This is a genomic window from Paenibacillus lycopersici (assembly GCF_010119935.1).
Taxonomy (GTDB): Bacteria; Bacillota; Bacilli; order Paenibacillales; family Paenibacillaceae; genus Paenibacillus_Z; species Paenibacillus_Z lycopersici.
In genome coordinates, this window is record NZ_CP048209.1 from 6,543,929 (window position 1) to 6,559,432 (window position 15,504).

Consider the following 15,504-nt stretch of genomic DNA (forward strand, 5'->3'; position numbering starts at 1 on the left):
CGACCGCCGGCAGCCGGGACGATATTATCATTCGGCAAGCAGGGTTTATGTTCTTCGTGTCGAATATTGACAAAAATATACAGATTTATTGTCGAATGGGGAGCTGCGCAGCTTGTCGTTCGCGCCCATCATCTCATTCCTGAAGCGCCTGGCTATGAACGACGATTCAGGCTCAGCAGGCAAGCTCCAACAACATGAACGATACTACAATCGAAGGCAGGCGTACGGCTATGCAATTCAGAGCGTTCCAATCGGACTTGGAGAAGAAACAAGCTGCCGGCCTGATCGCTTCCATCGATCAGGGCGAGAAATGGATTTTCGAAGGCGCGGACGGAGCAGGCGAATTCGGAGGCGTCATCAGCCGGCTCTACTATGCCGGCGGCGACAACTTCGGCACGTTCTACGCTTGCCTGTTCAGCGGCCGCCTCCGCATTCAGGTCGCCTTCCGCAAGGACATGCCGGATGAGATCCGCACCGAATTGCAGGCGCTTGTCACGCGCGCAAGACGCCAAGCGAACACCTTCACAAGCGTCTGGTACGCGCCGCATAACGTAAAGCTCGAAGAGTGGCTGTTCCATGGCCTTCCGTGGGCATCGAGAGGGCACAAGACCCATGAATTCACGATGCGCCGCGAGAATTACTCCGCTGCCACTGCCGCCGATGCCGCTTTCGACGGCATCCAAATCCGGCCGTTCGAAAGCCGGCATACGGACGAATTGTGCGCGCTGTTGGATCGCGCCATGGCCCATACGTTCGATGACCCTGCGGCCCGGCCGTTCGCCGGTCAGCGCGACAGGCTCCAGGCGGAATGGACGGCGAAAACCGCCGAAGGGGATTGCTGCCTCCTGTTCTACCATGGATCCCTTGCGGGCGCCTGCCTGTTGAAGAACGCCGAAATCGATCTCATGGCGATCGCCCCCGAGCTTCAAGGGCGAGGTCTCGGCAAGCGGCTGCTGCATCACGCGATCCGCCATATCTTCGCGGTCCGCCATAAGGAGCCTTATCTGTACTGCATCGACCGCAACGAGGATGCCTTGCGCTTCTACCTGCGGGAAGGGATGAGCGTGACGGGGCATTCGGGCTGCGTGTTCTGGGAGGCCGAGTAAGCCGTCAGGTTCGCTAGACTTGAGAGGGAGAACGAACAAGCCCCCGCACCAAGGATCGGTCGGGGGCTTGCGAAAGGCTAGGCCTTAGATTTGGCCTTGGATTTTGTTTTTGAGCGCGTCCTTGGACTGCAGGCCGACCATTTTGTCGACAGGCTGTCCGTCTTTGAACAGGATCAGCGTAGGGATGGACATAACGCCGAATTGGGAAGCCAGTTCAGGCTCTTCGTCGACGTTGATTTTGCCGATCGTCGCCGAGCCCGCAAGCTCGGTGGACAGCTCCTCGACGATCGGAAGCTGCATTTTGCAAGGTCCGCACCAAGGCGCCCAGAAGTCCACGAGCGTTACGCCGCTCTCGATGCTTTGGTTAAAGTTGTCTTTCGTCAATACTTGTGCCATGTAAATCATCCTCTCTACAAATAAGTTCGAAGCTATGGGAAGGGTGTTACCCGTCTCACCGATTAGGGACTAGCAGTTGTCGCATTCCTTGATCTGGCCCAGAACGTCGGAAATGGTGATCCCGCCGAAATACGCCTCCAACTGCTTCTCCGCCTTGCAGAAAATGCCATTCATCACTTCCCGCATATTGGAGCCGACGACGCAATCCATATCCGGATTGCCCGAGCACCAGCTCGGAATAACGGAGCCCTGCGCCATGAGCCGGTAGATGTCGGCTAAATTGACGACCGCCGGGTCCAGCGTCAACCGGTATCCGCCGCCAGCGCCCTCCCGCGTGTCGACGTAGCCGCCGCGTTTCAGGCAGCTCATGACTTTGCGAATGCGGGCCGGATTCGTCGAGACGTTCTCGGCGATTGCTTCGCTCGGGGCCATGCGCTCCGGCAAATAAGCCAAGTAAACTAAACTGTGGACGGCAATCGTAAATTCGCTGTTCATGGTAAGGCACCCCGCTTTGTACTGTAATCATATCAGTTACAGTTGATGCTGTCAACGGCGGTTACCTTTTTATTTTGCATCCATTCGGCGCGCTTTATTCGAGTGCCAGGAAGATACCGCGCCGCGGGCGGACGAAGCTTGCCGCAAGGCAGGAATTCGGCGCACAAGCGGAGCCCAGCCCAGTAGCTTGAGCCCAGCCTGCCCAGAAGCTGCCGAATGGCAGGATTTCGCCCGCAAAACGGGCATTTCCGCTGGTCTGCAGCGGATAAAGCTGTCCGAATGGCAGCTTTACCTGCATTTTTGCCGGTCCGCGGCGGACAAAGTTGTCCGAATGACAACTTTGCCTGCATTTTTGCCGGTCCGCGGCGGACAAAGTTGCCCGAATGACAACTTTATTGACACTTCCGCTGGTCTGCAGCGGATAAAGCTGTCCGAATGACAACTTTGCCTGCATTTTTGCCGGTCCGCGGCGGACAAAGTTGCCCGAATGACAACTTTATTGACACTTCTGCCGGTCTGCGGTGGATAAAGCTGTCCGAATGACAACTTTATCGACGCTTTTGTCGATCTGCAGCGGATAAAGTTGTCCGAATGGCAGCTTTGCCAATTTAGCCTCGACTTTTTTACTATTCTGCAGCAGGTGTGTGAGGTTCTTTGCAAGTCTACTGCATTTCCGCTGGAATTACTGCTCTCGGGAAGGATTTCGGGCGCACTAGCTTACTCGTCCTTGAGTTCGAACAGATCGAGCTGCTCCGGCTCTTCGGGCGGCGGCGGCAGCTCGAAGGAACCGCGCGGGGGCAGCTGGCCGAGCATCGCCATCAGCTGCAGCGCGTTGTCCGCGGCATCGCCGCCGGAATTGTTGTTGAACAGGACGCAGACCTCGTCCGACAAGCGCTCGAGCCGCCGCAGCCGCTCCGCCCAGTCGGCCAGCTCCGTCTCGTTGTAGCGGTACAGGTAGCGCACGTCCCGCCAGTTCGGCTGGCCCGCGGATACCCAGCCCTCCGCGTTGCGGCCATGCAGGCGCACGATCGTCATCGCGTCGTGCGTCGCGGCCTCGACGATCGGAATCGAGCCGTCCCCCGCCTGCGGCTCGTCGCAGACGGTATGCATCCAGCCTTCCCGCCGCGCGAAGGCGAGCGTCTTCTCCCGCATGTCCTCCGCGAACCAGCTCCGGTGGCGGAACTCCAGGGCGCACGGGACATCGCCCATGTAGGCTTTCGCGGCGCGCAGCACGGCGACGTTCTGCCGGGTGCAGCTGAACCAGGGCGGGTACTGGAACAAGACGGCCAGCAGTTTGCCCGCCGCCCGGATCGGCGCGATCGCTTCCAGGAACGCCCCGAACATCGCCGTTTCGCTGTCGTACGGATGGTATTTGCGGCCGTTCCCGCGGGCATGGCCCGTCATCCCCTGGTACGCCTTGATGACGAACCGGAAGCCGTCCGGCGTTTCGCCGGCCCACTTCTCCATGATGCGCGGCGCTTGAATCGCATAGAACGTGCTGTCGACTTCCACGACCCGGAACCACTTCGCGTATATCGGCAGCTTGCCGCGCGATGCGCTCGCTTCCCGGTACAGCTCGGAATGGTCGCCCCAGCCGCATAGCCCGATCTCAATCATGCTCGTCCGCCCTCCTATACTTATCCGTCTCTTGTCGACCCCAGTTTACCGTGCTTTGTTTTTCAAAATCAACCTGGAGGAGGCGGCCGCCATACAGCGATGCTGACGAGTGCATGTAACGTTATTTACGCCTACGGCCGTTCTTCTGAAACGCAGCGTAACGCTAGGCGACCGGTTCCCTGCCGCACGCATGCAGCAAAAACGCGATGAACGCGCGCACCTGCCGGGAGATTTGCTCTTCGCGTCGATAGACGAGACAAATATGGCGGCGGTTGACATAGTCCGGCAGGTCCCGCATGACCAGCTCGCCGGACGCGGCTTCGCGCAGCACGCTCCGTTTGGGCAGCACGCCGACGCCGATGTTGCATTTGACCGCTTCCTTGATCGTCTCGATCGCGCCCAGCTCCATGAAGGAGCTCCACTGCAGCCCGATGTCGGCCGCCCATTCGTCCGTCAGCTTGCGCGAGGTGGAGCCGGCTTCATGGATCAGGAACGTCTGAGGCTGCAGGTCGGCCGCCGTCAATGTCTCGCGCCGCGCAAGCGGATGGGCCGGCGAGAGCAGCAGCTTCAGCTCGTCCTCCATCAGCTTCTCCATGACCAGCCCTTCGAGACGATCGGCAGGCAGCGACACGACTGCCGCGTCGATCTCGTATTTGCGCAGCATCTCCAGCAGGCCGTCCGCCTTCTTCACGCTCAGCTGGATGCGCACGCGCGGATGGAGACTGCCGAACGCGGCCATGTGCGGCGGCAGGAAATACGTAGCCGGCGTGTAGCTGGCGCCCAGCTTCAGCTTGCCTTCCCCCTGGTCCCTCCGCTCCTCCATCATCGATTCCACCTCTTCCATGAGCGCGACGATCCGCCTGGCGTACGGAAGAAGATCCGCCGCGTTCTCCGTCGGGAACAAGCTGCGCGCCGGCTTGTGGAACAGCTTGACGCCAAGCTCCTCTTCCAGCCTGCGAAGATGGAAGCTGACCGTCGGCTGCTTCAGTCCGAGCTTCTCCGCCGCGTCCTGCAGCGTCTCGCTCCCGCAAACCTCAACGAATACGCGCAATTGCTGTACGTTCATGCCGCATGCCCTCCACTGCTTTTTCCACGAATATAGATGACATCGATCTATTTATCAATATGCATAGATGATACTTAACAAAAACTAGACGTGTCGTTAACGTTCGTCTGATACTTCTGCCCTAAATTGGACATAGACCAACTGACGGAGGAGAGAAATCAATGAAAAGCAGGATGAATGGCAAAATGGGTATCGCGGGCACGCTGCTGCTGCTGACGATCGTATCGACGGCGTGCGGCTCCAGCAACGATGCGAACAACGGCGCGGCGAACGGCGGCAACGCGGCAAGCACGAATGCAGCGAACACGGCGGCAACGAATGGCGCGGCGGCGAACGATACGGCAGCGGCGAGCAACGCGGCAGCAGATGCGAATACGGCGACAAATGCGGCGGCGAATGCTTCGGCCGATGCAACGACGGCTGACAAGGGAACGCTCACGGTGTATTTGAACGACTTCGACGATATCGTGAAACCGATGTTCGAGGCGCAAACCGGCTACAAGCTCAACATCGTCAGCGGCAACGGCGCCGAGATCATGTCCCGGATCGAAGCGGAGAAAGGCAATCCGCACTGGGACGTCGTATGGATGGACGCCATGCCTTCGATTCAAGGACTGGACAAGCAGGGCGAGCTGTTGACCGGCTGGACCCCGGCTGCCGCTTCCGGCTTGACGGATTTCGCCAAATCGTTCGTGCCGTCGGATAACTCGTACTTTCCGACAGGGGCGCATGCGGCGGGCGTCATCGTATACAACAAGAACGAGATCAAAGCGGAGGATGCTCCGAAAACGTGGAAGGACTTCACCGACGCGAAGTACAAAGGACAAATCGGCATGGCCGACCCGGCTGTCGCGGCGCCTGCCTATCCGTTCGTCTCCTGGTTCTTCCAGGATCAAGGCATGGACGCCGGCAAATCGTACTTCAGCTCGCTGCTCAAGAACGGCCTGCACGTGTATCCGAAGAACCCGAACGTCGTGTCGGCGTTGTCCGGCGGCGAAATCAAAGTCGCCGCGCTGCAAGAGAGCAACGCTTACGTGATGAAGAACGGCGGAGAGCCGATCGAAATCATCTGGCCGCAAGACGGCGCTCCCGCTTCCGTCCGCGTAGCCGCTATCCAGAAGGACACCAAGCATGCTGACGCGGCCAAAGCGTTCGTCGAATTCCTGCTCGATCCGAAGACGCAGCAGGCGCTGATCGACAAAGGCGACGAGAGCTATTTCGAGCCGTCCGTAACCGGCGCGACGGCGAAGGCCGACCGCGAAGCGAATGCGAAGCTGGTCGTTGCCAAGGCGGATTGGGCAGCCGATCATGAAGCCGAAATCAAGCAGTGGTTCTCCGACCAGTCGGTGAAGTAATGACAAGCCGCACGACCGACGGCCGTCTCGGATGGCCGGTAATGCTGCTGTTGTTCATTCTCGTGCTGGGTCCGCTCGGGGCAGTCATCATTCAGGTGCTGCTTCCGGGCATCTTTTTCGGCAGCCTGAAATTCGGCGACTGGCATATTTTGCTGGAAATCACGGAACGGCCGCTCTGGCAGAAATCGCTCGAGAACTCGATCCTGCTGGCGTCCGGCACGACGCTGCTGGCGACAGCGCTCGGCGGCCTGCTTGCCATCGTTCGCGCCACCAAGGCGTTCCCGACCGCAAGGCTGCTGGACGCCGCGGTCTGGGTGCTGCTCATCACGCCCTCGTTCATTCTGTCGCAGGGCTGGGTCATGTTCGCCGCGCCGAAGGGGCTTGCGTTCTCGTTGTTCGGCTCGCACGGGGTCAGCGCCTTCATCTTCAGTCCCGCGGGCCTGATCGCGGTCATGACGCTCAGCAAGTTCCCGCTTGCCTACCTCAGCGTCTATTCCGCCATGGAATGGAAGGTCGATTCGCTCTCGCAAGCCGCCCGGCTGAACGGCGCCTCGCCGTTCACCGCGTGGCGGACGATTCAAGCCCCGCTCCTGCTGCCGGCCGTGCTGGCGGGAGCGGCGCTTGTCTTCATGGATACGATCGGGGACTTCGGCTTGCCGGCTTCGATCTCGGCCGTCTACCGGTTCCCGACGCTGCCTTATTCGATTTATTCGGCCATCTACACGTCGCCGATCCGGTTCGATATGGCCGGCGTGCTGTCGTTCTACCTCGTGCTGCTGATCGGAGCCGCCATGGTGCTGCAATTCTATGCGATGCGCCGCTCGCGGTACGACTTCCTGAACGGCCGCGCCGAACGGCTCGTGCCGCAGCCGGCCGGCAAGCTCTCGCTGCCGCTGACGGCGGGCAACGCGCTCTTCCTGGCGCTCGTCTTCGGCATTCCGATCGGCACGAATATCTGGATGTCCTTCGTCAAAACCGCCTCCGGCGGCGTGAAGGCGGCCAATTGGACGCTGCAGAATTACGCGTCCTTGTTCCGCGACGGCTCGCAGCTGCTGCGGGGGCTGGGCCATTCCCTGCTCATCGCGGCCGCCGCTGCCGCGGCCGCGCTGCTGATCGGCCTCGGCGTCGCTTACGTGCTTACGTATTCCGCCTTCCGCTACAAGCGGCTGATCGAAACGATCTCCATCCTGACGCTTGCGGTGCCGGGGGTCGTGCTCGGCATCGGGTATATTTTCGTCTGGAACCAGCCTTGGCTGGAGCATGTCGGGCTGCTGCTGTACGGCACGCCATGGATTCTCGTGCTGGCTTCCGTCGCCGGAGCCATTCCCGTCATTACGCGGCTGCTGGTCGGCGCGATGGCGAAGGTGCCCGAGCAGCTGCTGACCGCCGCGCAGCTATACGGCGGCTCGTTCTTCGGCCGCATCCGCGCCATTCTCGTGCCGCTCATTCGCGGCGCGCTGCTGTCGGCGGCGCTGGCCGCGTTCGGCTCCGGCGTCTTCGACCTGGCGGTCAATTCGATTCTGTTCCCGCCGAATTTCCTGACGCTCCCGGTCTCGATCAACAAGGCGTTCGAGGATTTGAAGTTCGGCTACGCCTCGGCCGCGACCGTCTTCGGGTCGGCGATCGTCATTCTCATTATTCTCGTCGCGGAGCTGCTGCTCCGACGCAAGGAGGTTAAGGCATGAGCCCGTCCACCGTGGCAGCCGAAGCTGTCAAGATCGCCGCGCCGAAGGCGCATGACGCGCCGAAGCCCGCGTCAGAGGAACCGTCCGCAGCGGCGAAGCCGCTCCTGTCCGCCCGCTTCCTCTGCCGCAGCTACGGCGATTACCAAGCGCTCCGGAGCATCTCGTTCGATATGCGCCCCGGCGAAATCATCAGCGTGCTCGGCCCGTCGGGCTGCGGCAAATCGACGCTGCTGCAGCTCGTCGCCGGGCTGCTCCAGCCGGACGGCGGCGAACTGTTGCTGAACGGCAAGCTGATCGCCTCTTCCCGCACGATGCTCGCCCCGGAGAAGCGGGGCGTCAACATGGTATTCCAGGATTACGCCTTATGGCCGCATCTATCCGTATTCGAGAATATCGCTTACGGCTTGCGCAGGCAGCGAATGTCCCGGTCCGATATCGACCGGACGGTCTCCGAGCTGCTGGCCTTGCTGCGGCTCGGCGGCCTTGAGAAGCGGCTGCCGCCGGAGCTCTCCGGCGGGCAGCAGCAGCGCGTCGCCATCGCCCGCGCGCTCGCCACGCGCCCGCAGCTGCTCTTGCTCGACGAGCCGCTGTCCAATCTCGACATGCGGCTGCGCGTCGAGATGCGCACGGAGATGGCCGAGCTGTTCCGCAAGCTCGGCACGAGCGTCTTCCATGTGACGCACGACCCGGAGGAAGCGTTCGCGATGGCGGACCGGCTGCTCATCATGCGCGCGGGCCAGATCGACCAGATGGGCACGCCGGAAGAATGCTACGGCCGGCCGGCCAGCCGCTGGGTCTGCTTGCTGCTCGGCGGCATCAACAGCCTGAAAGGGAAGGCGGCCGTGCTGCCGGACGGCGGAACCGGGCTCTTGCTGCCGAACGGCGCGCGACCGATCCGCGGCAGTTTCCCGGGCGGCGTCGGCTCGTCGGGAACCGAGCAGGCCGAGCTGATGTTCCGCCCGGAGGACGCGTCGCTGCTGGACGCCGATGCGCCGGCAACGAATGAGCGCCTGAACGGGCTGCCCGTCACCGTTCGGAACAGTATTTTCGAAGGCAAGCATTGGCGGTGCAAAATCGAGTCGGATTGCGGGCAGGCCCTGTACCTCCTGCATGACGGACCGGTCGAGCCGGGCAGCCGGCGCTGGCTCGCCGTCCCCGAAGCCTCCTCGTTCATGTACGCCGAGACCGAATAAGGATGAAAGCCTACGAAGGAAAGCATACGAAAGGAAGCCTACGAAAGGAAGAAACACGGTGGTGAACTCCCAATTGAACTTGCGCTCGCGACTGCTCGCCATCTCCGACATCCACGGCTGCGAAACCGGCTTGAAGAAGCTCCTCGCCTCCGCCGGCTATTCTCCCTCGCGCGATCGGCTCGTCCTGCTCGGCGATTACATCGATGCCGGCAATCCGGGCACGTACGGCACGCTGCGCTATATCCGGGCGCTCGCGCAGCAAGGCGCGTGCGTCCTGCCGGGCAACCATGAACTGAAGCTGTTGCGCCGGCTGGAGGATGCGCCTTCATCCGATGCGGAGGCAAAGACTTGGCGGAGCTGGATCTCCGGCCTTCCCCGCTACCTGCTGGAGGACGGATACTTGTTCGTTCACGCCGGCATTCGGCAGGGCGTCGGGCTGGACCGCCAGTCGTTGACGGATCTGACCGAGATTCGCGAAGGTTTCCTGGACCGCCCTGCCGAAGACGGCTTAACGGTCGTCTTCGGCCATACGCCGACCTCCAGGCTGGGGGCTCAGCCGGGGAATCTGTGGTTCGGCGAGGGCAAGATCGGCATCGATACCGGCGCGAAGCACGGACAGCGGCTGACGCTGTTCGACGTGCATCCGCGTATCGGCTACTGGTGCGCGACCGGCCCGGAAGCCAACACGGCGGACGTGAACACGACTTATTATTGAAGCGAAGCCTGCGGACGACACGAAGACGGTACGAAGCCGCGTCGCCGCCCGATTCCATGCACCTCCCGGCTTGGCCGGCAGCCCTCGGGGGCTTGCGGCCAGGCCGGGAGGTGTTTTTCATGCGCGAACCTGCGCCTCGCCCTTGCTTGATGGCCGAATCTGCATTAGCATGGATGTAGGCCGCCGCCTGCGGCCATTGGCTGTGCCATTCGGCCGTCCCTGTCCGGGAAGGCCACATTATAGAACGAAAGGTTGACGCGATCAGATGCATATTGATCTTTACTCCGATGTCGCTTGTCCCTGGTGCCGGATCGGCAAACAAAATCTCGCCCGCGCGCTGCAGCTCTGGGCGGAACAGAACGACGAGCCTGTGACCGTTACCTATCGCGCTTTCCAGCTGGATCCCGAGCTCCCGGAGGAAGGCCGCGCCTTCGATGAAGCCATGGAGCGCAAAATGGGCGGACCGGATTCCCTGAAGCGGGTCGTGGACCATGTGACGAAAGCCGGCGCCGACGTGGGGCTGACGTTCCGATTCGAGCGCGTCAGCAAGATGCCGAACACGCGGCTTGCGCACCGGTTCGTCGCGCTGCTGCCCGATGAGCATAAGGAAGCCGCGGTCGATGCGCTGTTCAAGGCGTATTTCGAAGACGGCGCCGACGTAACCCAGCTCGACGAACTCCTCGCCATCGCGGAACGATTGAGCCTGGACGCGGCCGTCATCGGGGCGCGCCTTGCACGCGGCGAAGGCGGCGACGCGGTCGACGCCGACCTGAAGCGGGCGCGTCAAGTCGGCGTCACCGGCGTGCCGTTCTTCGTATTCAACAACCGCTACGCGCTGTCCGGCGCCTATCCGCCAGAGGAGCTGCTCGGCTTAATGGGCGGCGTGAAGGCGTAACGCAGGGTTTCATGCTGCGCGAGGCGGGCCATGGATACGCTCCCGACACGCATTGTCCATGGCGTTCCTGCTGCGTGAAGCGGGCCATGGGATACGCTCCGACACGCAATGTCCATGGCGCTCCTGCTGCGCGAGGCGGGCCATGGGATACGCTCCGACACGCAATGTCCATGGCGCTCCTGCTGCGCGAGGCGGGCCATGGATACGTTGACATGCAAAAACACCGTCCTGCCGGCGATTGCCGGACGCGGACGGTGTTTTGCGCTTTTTTTCGGGTTAACGGAGCGCGTTATTGCGCCGCCGCTTTGGCCGAATAGACGTTGATATGGTCGATGTGCGCGATTTTGCCTTTGGCGACCTTGCTCGGACCGACGAACTTCAGCTCGTACGCCGCTGCCGGATGGTAGACATAGATTTTATCGGTGCCGCTGAAACGGACTTCCTTCGGCATGCCGAGCGTCTTGATGACGGCTGCGAACGTCAGCGATTTGATGCCGACGGACTGGTCGACCGATTCGCCGAAGTTGCGCAGGTCGTAGATAACGCCCGCTTTGTTCACGCCGAATGCGAACGCGCCTTGGCCCATGCCGAAGTTGTACGACTCGTAATGGTTGCCCTTCGCATCGCCGCCCGTATCCGGCTCGCCCCATTTGTAATGGACCGCGGAAATCGGCGTTTTGCCGGCGATGGCCTGCAAGCCCGGAATCTGGCCTTTCTTCGCCAAGCTGTAGATCGTATTGATATATGTGCTGCCGGTCTGCGCGCTCAAGCTCGCCGGAACGGATGCGCTCACTGTCTGTGCCGTGCTTGCCGCGTTTGCCCGGGGACCTGCGGCGAACGCCACGGAGCCTGCCGTAATGACTGCGACCAGGGCGAGTTTCCCCCAAGATTTCCAAACCGGGTTCATCGTTATTGCGTTCATGCTGTATTCACCTCTTCGTAATAGTCGGGACAAGGGACGTCGCTGTTTACAACCTCATCTTACACAGGCCGCGGGCCAAGTCCGTTACAAAAGAGTTACGGGAAAGTAACAACATCGTAACGATTGTAAAGCTGTGCGCATATCGCTTCCGGCGGCCGCCGTAACGAAAAAGACGGCCCGCCTAATGCGTGCCGCCTACGATTTTGAGTCCGCCCGCGCCGATGATGATCATCGCGATAAAGACCATTTTGCGTTTATCCCTGGCTTCGCCGAACGCCAGCATCCCCAGAATGACGCTGCCGACGGAACCGATTCCCGTCCAGATGGCGTATGCCGTGCTGATGGGAATATCCTGCAGCGACCGGGACAAACAATAGAAGCTGACGAACCCGGAAGCCAGGGCGAGCAGCGTGCCCCGCCAGTTCTTGAATCCATTGGACAGCTTCATGCCCGTCACGCCGCCGACCTCTCCCAATCCGGAAATCAGCAAAAAAATCCATGCCATGGCCGATTCCCCCTTTCATGCCGTTTCGATCTATTCGGCTCCCGCCGACGAGACCGTCTCCTTCGGTTTCGCTTCCGCTTCCAATCGGCCCGAGATAACCTTCAGCCCGACGATGCCGCCTACGAGCAGCGCAATAAACAGCAGCTTGAGCACGTTGACCGGCTCATCCAGTACGATGATGCCGACGATGACCGTGCCTACCGTTCCGATCCCCGTGAACACCGCGTACGCCGACCCGATCTCGATCTGCTTCATCGCTTTGGCGAAGCACACGAAGCTGGCCGCCAGCAGCGCAACGGTAATCACGCTCGGCAGCAGCTTTGAGAATCCTTCCGATTCCTGCAGACCGTATGCCCACGCAACTTCGAGAAAGCCGGCGATCAGCAAATATAGCCATGCCATGTCGCGTTCAACCTCCTTATCTCGCTCGCTCCAGCCGCAGCGAATCCTGCAGCCATTCCCATATTAGCGCCTGCCGGCGGCGATAATGCTCCGTATCGTACAGCTTATGTTCCACAAGCAGCCCGTCGATCGCGGCATAGAACAGCGCCAGCAGCCGTTCGACCTGCGCGTCGTCGAAGGCTCCCGGGCCGGCGCATTCGCGCAGCAGCCCGGTCATGGGGGCGGTAACGCCATCCTCGTAGACGGCGAACGTCCTCCGCAGCCGTTCCTCCACGTTCCGGGGCGGCATGAGCATCGTTCGCCTGAGGAACGATTGTCCCTTCGACAGCTCGTCGAGATCGGTGTAGAAGCGGAAGATCGCGTAATACCGCTCGATCGGCGGCCGATCCGCCATCTGCTTGAACAGCAGCATGAACTTCTCGTGTTCTTCTTGTACCGCGTCTGCCACCAGCTCGAGGAACAGCTGTTCTTTGGACTCGAAATGCGCATAGATCGACGGCGTCTTGATGCCGACGGATTTGGCGATCTCCGACAAGGAGACGCCGTCGTAGCCCGACTCCGCGAACAGCGTCAGGGCGGCTTGTTTTAATCGGATTGCGGTCATATGATTCACTCCTATGGGATAAAGAAGAGCAGTATTGATTCGCCTAACGAATGTTAGTTAGCCAATATCTCGTATAGTAACCCGCGGGGGCGGCAGATGTCAATGGTTATGGCTGGAACAAGAGAGGGATGCCTGTAGCGTGCTGCCGCCTAGCTTTTCGAATAGGAGCGATCACGGTGCGGAGCAGCTCCGGAACGGTCATGTCCGCGCATGAGCTGCGCGTGCTGTGCCTGCCGACCGGACTCTTCTGCGCCATGCTTAGCTTGGTGGCGGAATGCAGTGCACGGGGTGCAACTCTTCGCTCGACATCCGCCTGTTTTTCACCAATGTAGTGTACTGGGTGCACCTCTTTGCTCGGATCCACTGGTTTCCGCCAATGTAGTGTACTGGGTGCACCTCTTTGCTCGAATGCACCGGTTTTTCGCCAGTATAGTGTTCTGTGTGTACCTCTTTACTCAACTAACTCTGTTGAGGTTCCGTCTATGCGGTGCACTGGACACACTATATGCTCCGCTTCGTCACTGCTCAGTTTTGTACGAGCGCACTACATTCCTCCGACTTCAACTAAGTCTAACAAGCTGCAACGATTGGGTTTACCGGTCGATAAGGATCGTTCATGCATCGCCACCAAACGAATGAACCGTGCAGTTGCCCGGCTCGACGTCGAATGAAGCTGCCTCCCTAAGACACCATCTTTGGCTAATCCGACAGCCCGCTTCCCCTTCGAACATCTTGGTGACATCCGCATTGACCAGCGCGCGCCCTCCGCAAGCCCTGCCAATTCGGGCAGGCGGCTCCTGCCCAGATTTGCTGCCACACATAAAATTCCCTCACTGCCGCCCGCCAAACGCTGGTAATGCATTCCTTATTATGTTATTATGTAATTACGTAATTAGATAATTTTGTTCAAAACACTTTATCGAGGTGATCGATGGATGAACATGAACGAGCAGCGTAATTTCGGAGCCGAGCTGGATGAATTGAAAACGCAGTTCGCGCAGCTTCAAGAGAAGCTCAAGCAGGCGCTCGACGCGCGGAGCAGCAGCGCCGCCAACCCGCATGCCGCCGCGCCGAGCCCATCCGGCGCGGCAAGCTTCTCTGGCGCGGCCGGAACGTCCGGCGCCACAATCCTTCCCGGCCCTGCCAGCCTGCCTGGCGGCCAAGGCCCTACCGGCGCCGGCGACTCAGCCGCCACCGCAGCCGCCCCCTCCCGCGACAGCGGGCCGGAAGCTCCTCGCGGGTCGCTTCACTTCGCCGGCACCTTCGAGCATGCGCATGCGCTGCTGAAGTGGGAGCCGCAAGAGCGGACCGCGGAACAGCTGCTGCGGTTCGACAGCGAACGGGCGGCCAAGATTTTGGCGGCGCTCGGACATAAGCAGCGGCTGGACATTCTGCGCTCGCTGCTCCTAAGGCCGCAGACCGGCAGCGCCCTTGTCGAACAGCTGCAGATGGGCACGACCGGCCAGCTGTATCACCATGTCAAGGCGATGGCCGGCGCCGATCTGCTGCGGCAGGGAGAGCGGGGCGGCACATACGCCGTGCAGCCGCAGCGCATGCTTCCGCTCCTGCTGCTGCTGGCGGCGGCGGATGAACTCAGCGACACGAGCGATTATATCGAGATGACGACGGCTCGCGAACGCGCCGGCGACTATCTCGGAGCGGCTGACAGCGCCGGATACGACCCGCACGCCCTGCTGTGGGCGGTGTTGGAGAACGCCCTGATGGAGCATGAAGCAGGCCACTGCAGCGATGTTCATCTGTTCCTGCACGGAGCGTCCGTCACGATCGCGGACAATGGCCGCGGCATCCCGGCCTCGCTGCTCGACGGCTTGGACCGCACTTGGCTTCACAGCGTGATGACGGACCTGCGGCAGCTGGCCGTCCGGAGCGCGGAAGTCACGGTTTCCGGCGGCGCCAAAGGCATCACCATGCCCGTCGTCAACGCCATGGCCGCGCAGCTGCAAGTGGAAATCCGGCGGGAAGGCCGAATTTCGCGCCAAAGCTACAAGCACGGCATTCCGCAGCATCCGCTGCTCACGATCGGAACGACGAACGAGACCGGAACGAGCGTGACGTTCGAGCCCGATCCGGAGCTGTTCAGCGGACGCTTCGACCTGGCGTTAATCGAGGCGCGAGCCGAAGCGATCCGTGCGACTTACCCTGCATTGAACATCCATGTCCATGCCTAGCCGCCGAAAGGAGCACCGTCCGTGATCATCGCCATACTGCTCTTCCTGATTGCCGGCCTCGCCGAAATCGGCGGAGGCTACCTCGTCTGGCTGTGGCTCAAGGAAGCCCGCCCGCTCTGGTTCGGACTCGTCGGCAGCCTCGTGCTGGTCGCGTACGGCGTCATTCCGACGTTCCAGAGTTTCCCCTCGTTCGGGCGCGTCTATGCCGCCTACGGCGGCGTGTTTATCGTGCTCGCCGTGCTCTGGGGCTGGCTCGTCGACCGCAAGGCGCCGGACGTCTACGACTGGGTCGGCGCCGCCGTGTGCATCGCCGGCGTCGCCATCATGCTCTGGGCTCCCCGGGGCGCCGCCTAAATCCG

16 protein-coding genes and 1 pseudogene are annotated in these 15,504 nt (G+C 61.2%); 8 read left to right on the top strand and 9 right to left on the bottom strand.

Annotated features, from left to right (window positions below; translation table 11 throughout):
- Nucleotides 1-230: 230 nt before the first annotated feature.
- Complete coding sequence (locus tag GXP70_RS28635; protein WP_162360082.1) at nucleotides 231-1,106, top strand: GNAT family N-acetyltransferase; 876 nt, start codon at nucleotides 231-233, stop codon at nucleotides 1,104-1,106.
- An 84-nt stretch (nucleotides 1,107-1,190) separates the two neighbouring features.
- Here GXP70_RS28635 and trxA read toward each other — a convergent pair whose 3' ends face one another.
- The 5 genes from trxA to GXP70_RS28660 all read right to left on the bottom strand — a co-directional run bounded on the left by trxA (nucleotide 1,191) and on the right by GXP70_RS28660 (nucleotide 4,680).
- Entirely contained in the window at nucleotides 1,191-1,502 is a 312-nt protein-coding gene (gene trxA / locus GXP70_RS28640; protein ID WP_162360083.1) for a thioredoxin, read from the bottom strand.
- Nucleotides 1,503-1,571: 69 nt separating this feature from the next.
- Nucleotides 1,572-1,997 (bottom strand): RrF2 family transcriptional regulator, encoded by a 426-nt coding sequence (locus tag GXP70_RS28645; protein ID WP_162360084.1) that lies wholly within the window; start codon nucleotides 1,995-1,997, stop codon nucleotides 1,572-1,574.
- Between the two features lie 94 nt (nucleotides 1,998-2,091).
- A complete protein-coding gene (locus GXP70_RS28650) occupies nucleotides 2,092-2,451 on the bottom strand; it encodes a hypothetical protein (RefSeq protein WP_162360085.1) in 360 nt (119 codons plus the stop codon).
- 263 nt (nucleotides 2,452-2,714) lie between these two features.
- Nucleotides 2,715-3,614 (bottom strand): DUF72 domain-containing protein, encoded by a 900-nt coding sequence (locus GXP70_RS28655; protein ID WP_162360086.1) that lies wholly within the window; start codon nucleotides 3,612-3,614, stop codon nucleotides 2,715-2,717.
- Between the two features lie 163 nt (nucleotides 3,615-3,777).
- Nucleotides 3,778-4,680 (bottom strand): LysR family transcriptional regulator, encoded by a 903-nt coding sequence (locus GXP70_RS28660; RefSeq protein ID WP_162360087.1) that lies wholly within the window; start codon nucleotides 4,678-4,680, stop codon nucleotides 3,778-3,780.
- 161 nt (nucleotides 4,681-4,841) lie between these two features.
- Here GXP70_RS28660 and GXP70_RS28665 point away from each other — a divergent pair, with 161 nt between their 5' ends.
- The 5 genes from GXP70_RS28665 (at nucleotide 4,842) to GXP70_RS28685 (ending at nucleotide 10,523) form a co-directional block, all read left to right on the top strand.
- Nucleotides 4,842-6,035, top strand: coding sequence for an ABC transporter substrate-binding protein (locus tag GXP70_RS28665; RefSeq protein ID WP_162360088.1), 1,194 nt, complete (start codon nucleotides 4,842-4,844; stop codon nucleotides 6,033-6,035).
- 41 nt (nucleotides 6,036-6,076) lie between these two features.
- Entirely contained in the window at nucleotides 6,077-7,720 is a 1,644-nt protein-coding gene (locus tag GXP70_RS28670; RefSeq protein WP_225442593.1) for an ABC transporter permease, read from the top strand.
- Entirely contained in the window at nucleotides 7,717-8,913 is a 1,197-nt protein-coding gene (locus tag GXP70_RS28675; protein WP_162360090.1) for an ABC transporter ATP-binding protein, read from the top strand. Before GXP70_RS28670 ends, GXP70_RS28675 begins: the two co-directional genes overlap by 4 nt.
- Before the next feature lie 58 nt (nucleotides 8,914-8,971).
- Nucleotides 8,972-9,628 carry a metallophosphoesterase gene (locus tag GXP70_RS28680; RefSeq protein WP_162360091.1) on the top strand — a complete coding sequence of 219 codons (657 nt, stop codon included), beginning with the start codon at nucleotides 8,972-8,974 and terminating at the stop codon, nucleotides 9,626-9,628.
- A 265-nt stretch (nucleotides 9,629-9,893) separates the two neighbouring features.
- The gene (locus GXP70_RS28685) at nucleotides 9,894-10,523 is read left to right on the top strand and encodes a DsbA family oxidoreductase (protein ID WP_162360092.1); all 630 of its coding nucleotides are present in this window, start codon (nucleotides 9,894-9,896) and stop codon (nucleotides 10,521-10,523) included.
- Nucleotides 10,524-10,812: 289 nt separating this feature from the next.
- Here the strand turns inward: GXP70_RS28685 and GXP70_RS28690 are convergent, their stop codons facing one another.
- From GXP70_RS28690 to GXP70_RS30425, 4 genes and pseudogenes are all read right to left on the bottom strand, one after another.
- Nucleotides 10,813-11,445, bottom strand: coding sequence for a DUF4309 domain-containing protein (locus tag GXP70_RS28690; RefSeq protein ID WP_162360093.1), 633 nt, complete (start codon nucleotides 11,443-11,445; stop codon nucleotides 10,813-10,815).
- A 181-nt stretch (nucleotides 11,446-11,626) separates the two neighbouring features.
- Nucleotides 11,627-11,950, bottom strand: a complete 324-nt coding sequence (locus tag GXP70_RS28695; protein ID WP_162360094.1) for a DMT family transporter — start codon at nucleotides 11,948-11,950, stop codon at nucleotides 11,627-11,629.
- Nucleotides 11,951-11,980: 30 nt separating this feature from the next.
- Nucleotides 11,981-12,352: a DMT family transporter gene (locus tag GXP70_RS28700; RefSeq protein ID WP_162360095.1), complete on the bottom strand. Its 372-nt coding sequence runs from the start codon at nucleotides 12,350-12,352 to the stop codon at nucleotides 11,981-11,983.
- Nucleotides 12,353-12,796: 444 nt separating this feature from the next.
- A pseudogene (locus GXP70_RS30425) lies at nucleotides 12,797-12,956 on the bottom strand (TetR/AcrR family transcriptional regulator); the annotation flags it as partial.
- Between the two features lie 935 nt (nucleotides 12,957-13,891).
- Here GXP70_RS30425 and GXP70_RS28710 point away from each other — a divergent pair.
- Complete coding sequence (locus tag GXP70_RS28710; RefSeq protein ID WP_225442594.1) at nucleotides 13,892-15,145, top strand: ATP-binding protein; 1,254 nt, start codon at nucleotides 13,892-13,894, stop codon at nucleotides 15,143-15,145.
- 21 nt (nucleotides 15,146-15,166) lie between these two features.
- Nucleotides 15,167-15,499 (top strand): YnfA family protein, encoded by a 333-nt coding sequence (locus GXP70_RS28715; RefSeq protein WP_192043404.1) that lies wholly within the window; start codon nucleotides 15,167-15,169, stop codon nucleotides 15,497-15,499.
- The last annotated feature ends 5 nt before the right edge of the window (nucleotides 15,500-15,504 follow it).

What these genes read in the sequence shown, in the direction of transcription:
- GXP70_RS28650 (WP_162360085.1), bottom strand. Translation starts at nt 2,451, where the DNA reads ATGCAGGCAAAGTTGTCATTCGGACAGCTTTATCCGCTGCAGACCAGC.
- GXP70_RS28665 (WP_162360088.1), top strand. Translation starts at nt 4,842, where the DNA reads ATGAAAAGCAGGATGAATGGCAAAATGGGTATCGCGGGCACGCTGCTG.
- trxA (WP_162360083.1), bottom strand. Translation starts at nt 1,502, where the DNA reads ATGGCACAAGTATTGACGAAAGACAACTTTAACCAAAGCATCGAGAGC.
- GXP70_RS28690 (WP_162360093.1), bottom strand. Translation starts at nt 11,445, where the DNA reads ATGAACGCAATAACGATGAACCCGGTTTGGAAATCTTGGGGGAAACTC.
- GXP70_RS28685 (WP_162360092.1), top strand. Translation starts at nt 9,894, where the DNA reads ATGCATATTGATCTTTACTCCGATGTCGCTTGTCCCTGGTGCCGGATC.
- GXP70_RS28645 (WP_162360084.1), bottom strand. Translation starts at nt 1,997, where the DNA reads ATGAACAGCGAATTTACGATTGCCGTCCACAGTTTAGTTTACTTGGCT.
- GXP70_RS28660 (WP_162360087.1), bottom strand. Translation starts at nt 4,680, where the DNA reads ATGAACGTACAGCAATTGCGCGTATTCGTTGAGGTTTGCGGGAGCGAG.
- GXP70_RS28635 (WP_162360082.1), top strand. Translation starts at nt 231, where the DNA reads ATGCAATTCAGAGCGTTCCAATCGGACTTGGAGAAGAAACAAGCTGCC.
- GXP70_RS28700 (WP_162360095.1), bottom strand. Translation starts at nt 12,352, where the DNA reads ATGGCATGGCTATATTTGCTGATCGCCGGCTTTCTCGAAGTTGCGTGG.
- GXP70_RS28710 (WP_225442594.1), top strand. Translation starts at nt 13,892, where the DNA reads ATGAACATGAACGAGCAGCGTAATTTCGGAGCCGAGCTGGATGAATTG.
- GXP70_RS28655 (WP_162360086.1), bottom strand. Translation starts at nt 3,614, where the DNA reads ATGATTGAGATCGGGCTATGCGGCTGGGGCGACCATTCCGAGCTGTAC.
- GXP70_RS28670 (WP_225442593.1), top strand. Translation starts at nt 6,077, where the DNA reads ATGCTGCTGTTGTTCATTCTCGTGCTGGGTCCGCTCGGGGCAGTCATC.
- GXP70_RS28675 (WP_162360090.1), top strand. Translation starts at nt 7,717, where the DNA reads ATGAGCCCGTCCACCGTGGCAGCCGAAGCTGTCAAGATCGCCGCGCCG.
- GXP70_RS28695 (WP_162360094.1), bottom strand. Translation starts at nt 11,950, where the DNA reads ATGGCATGGATTTTTTTGCTGATTTCCGGATTGGGAGAGGTCGGCGGC.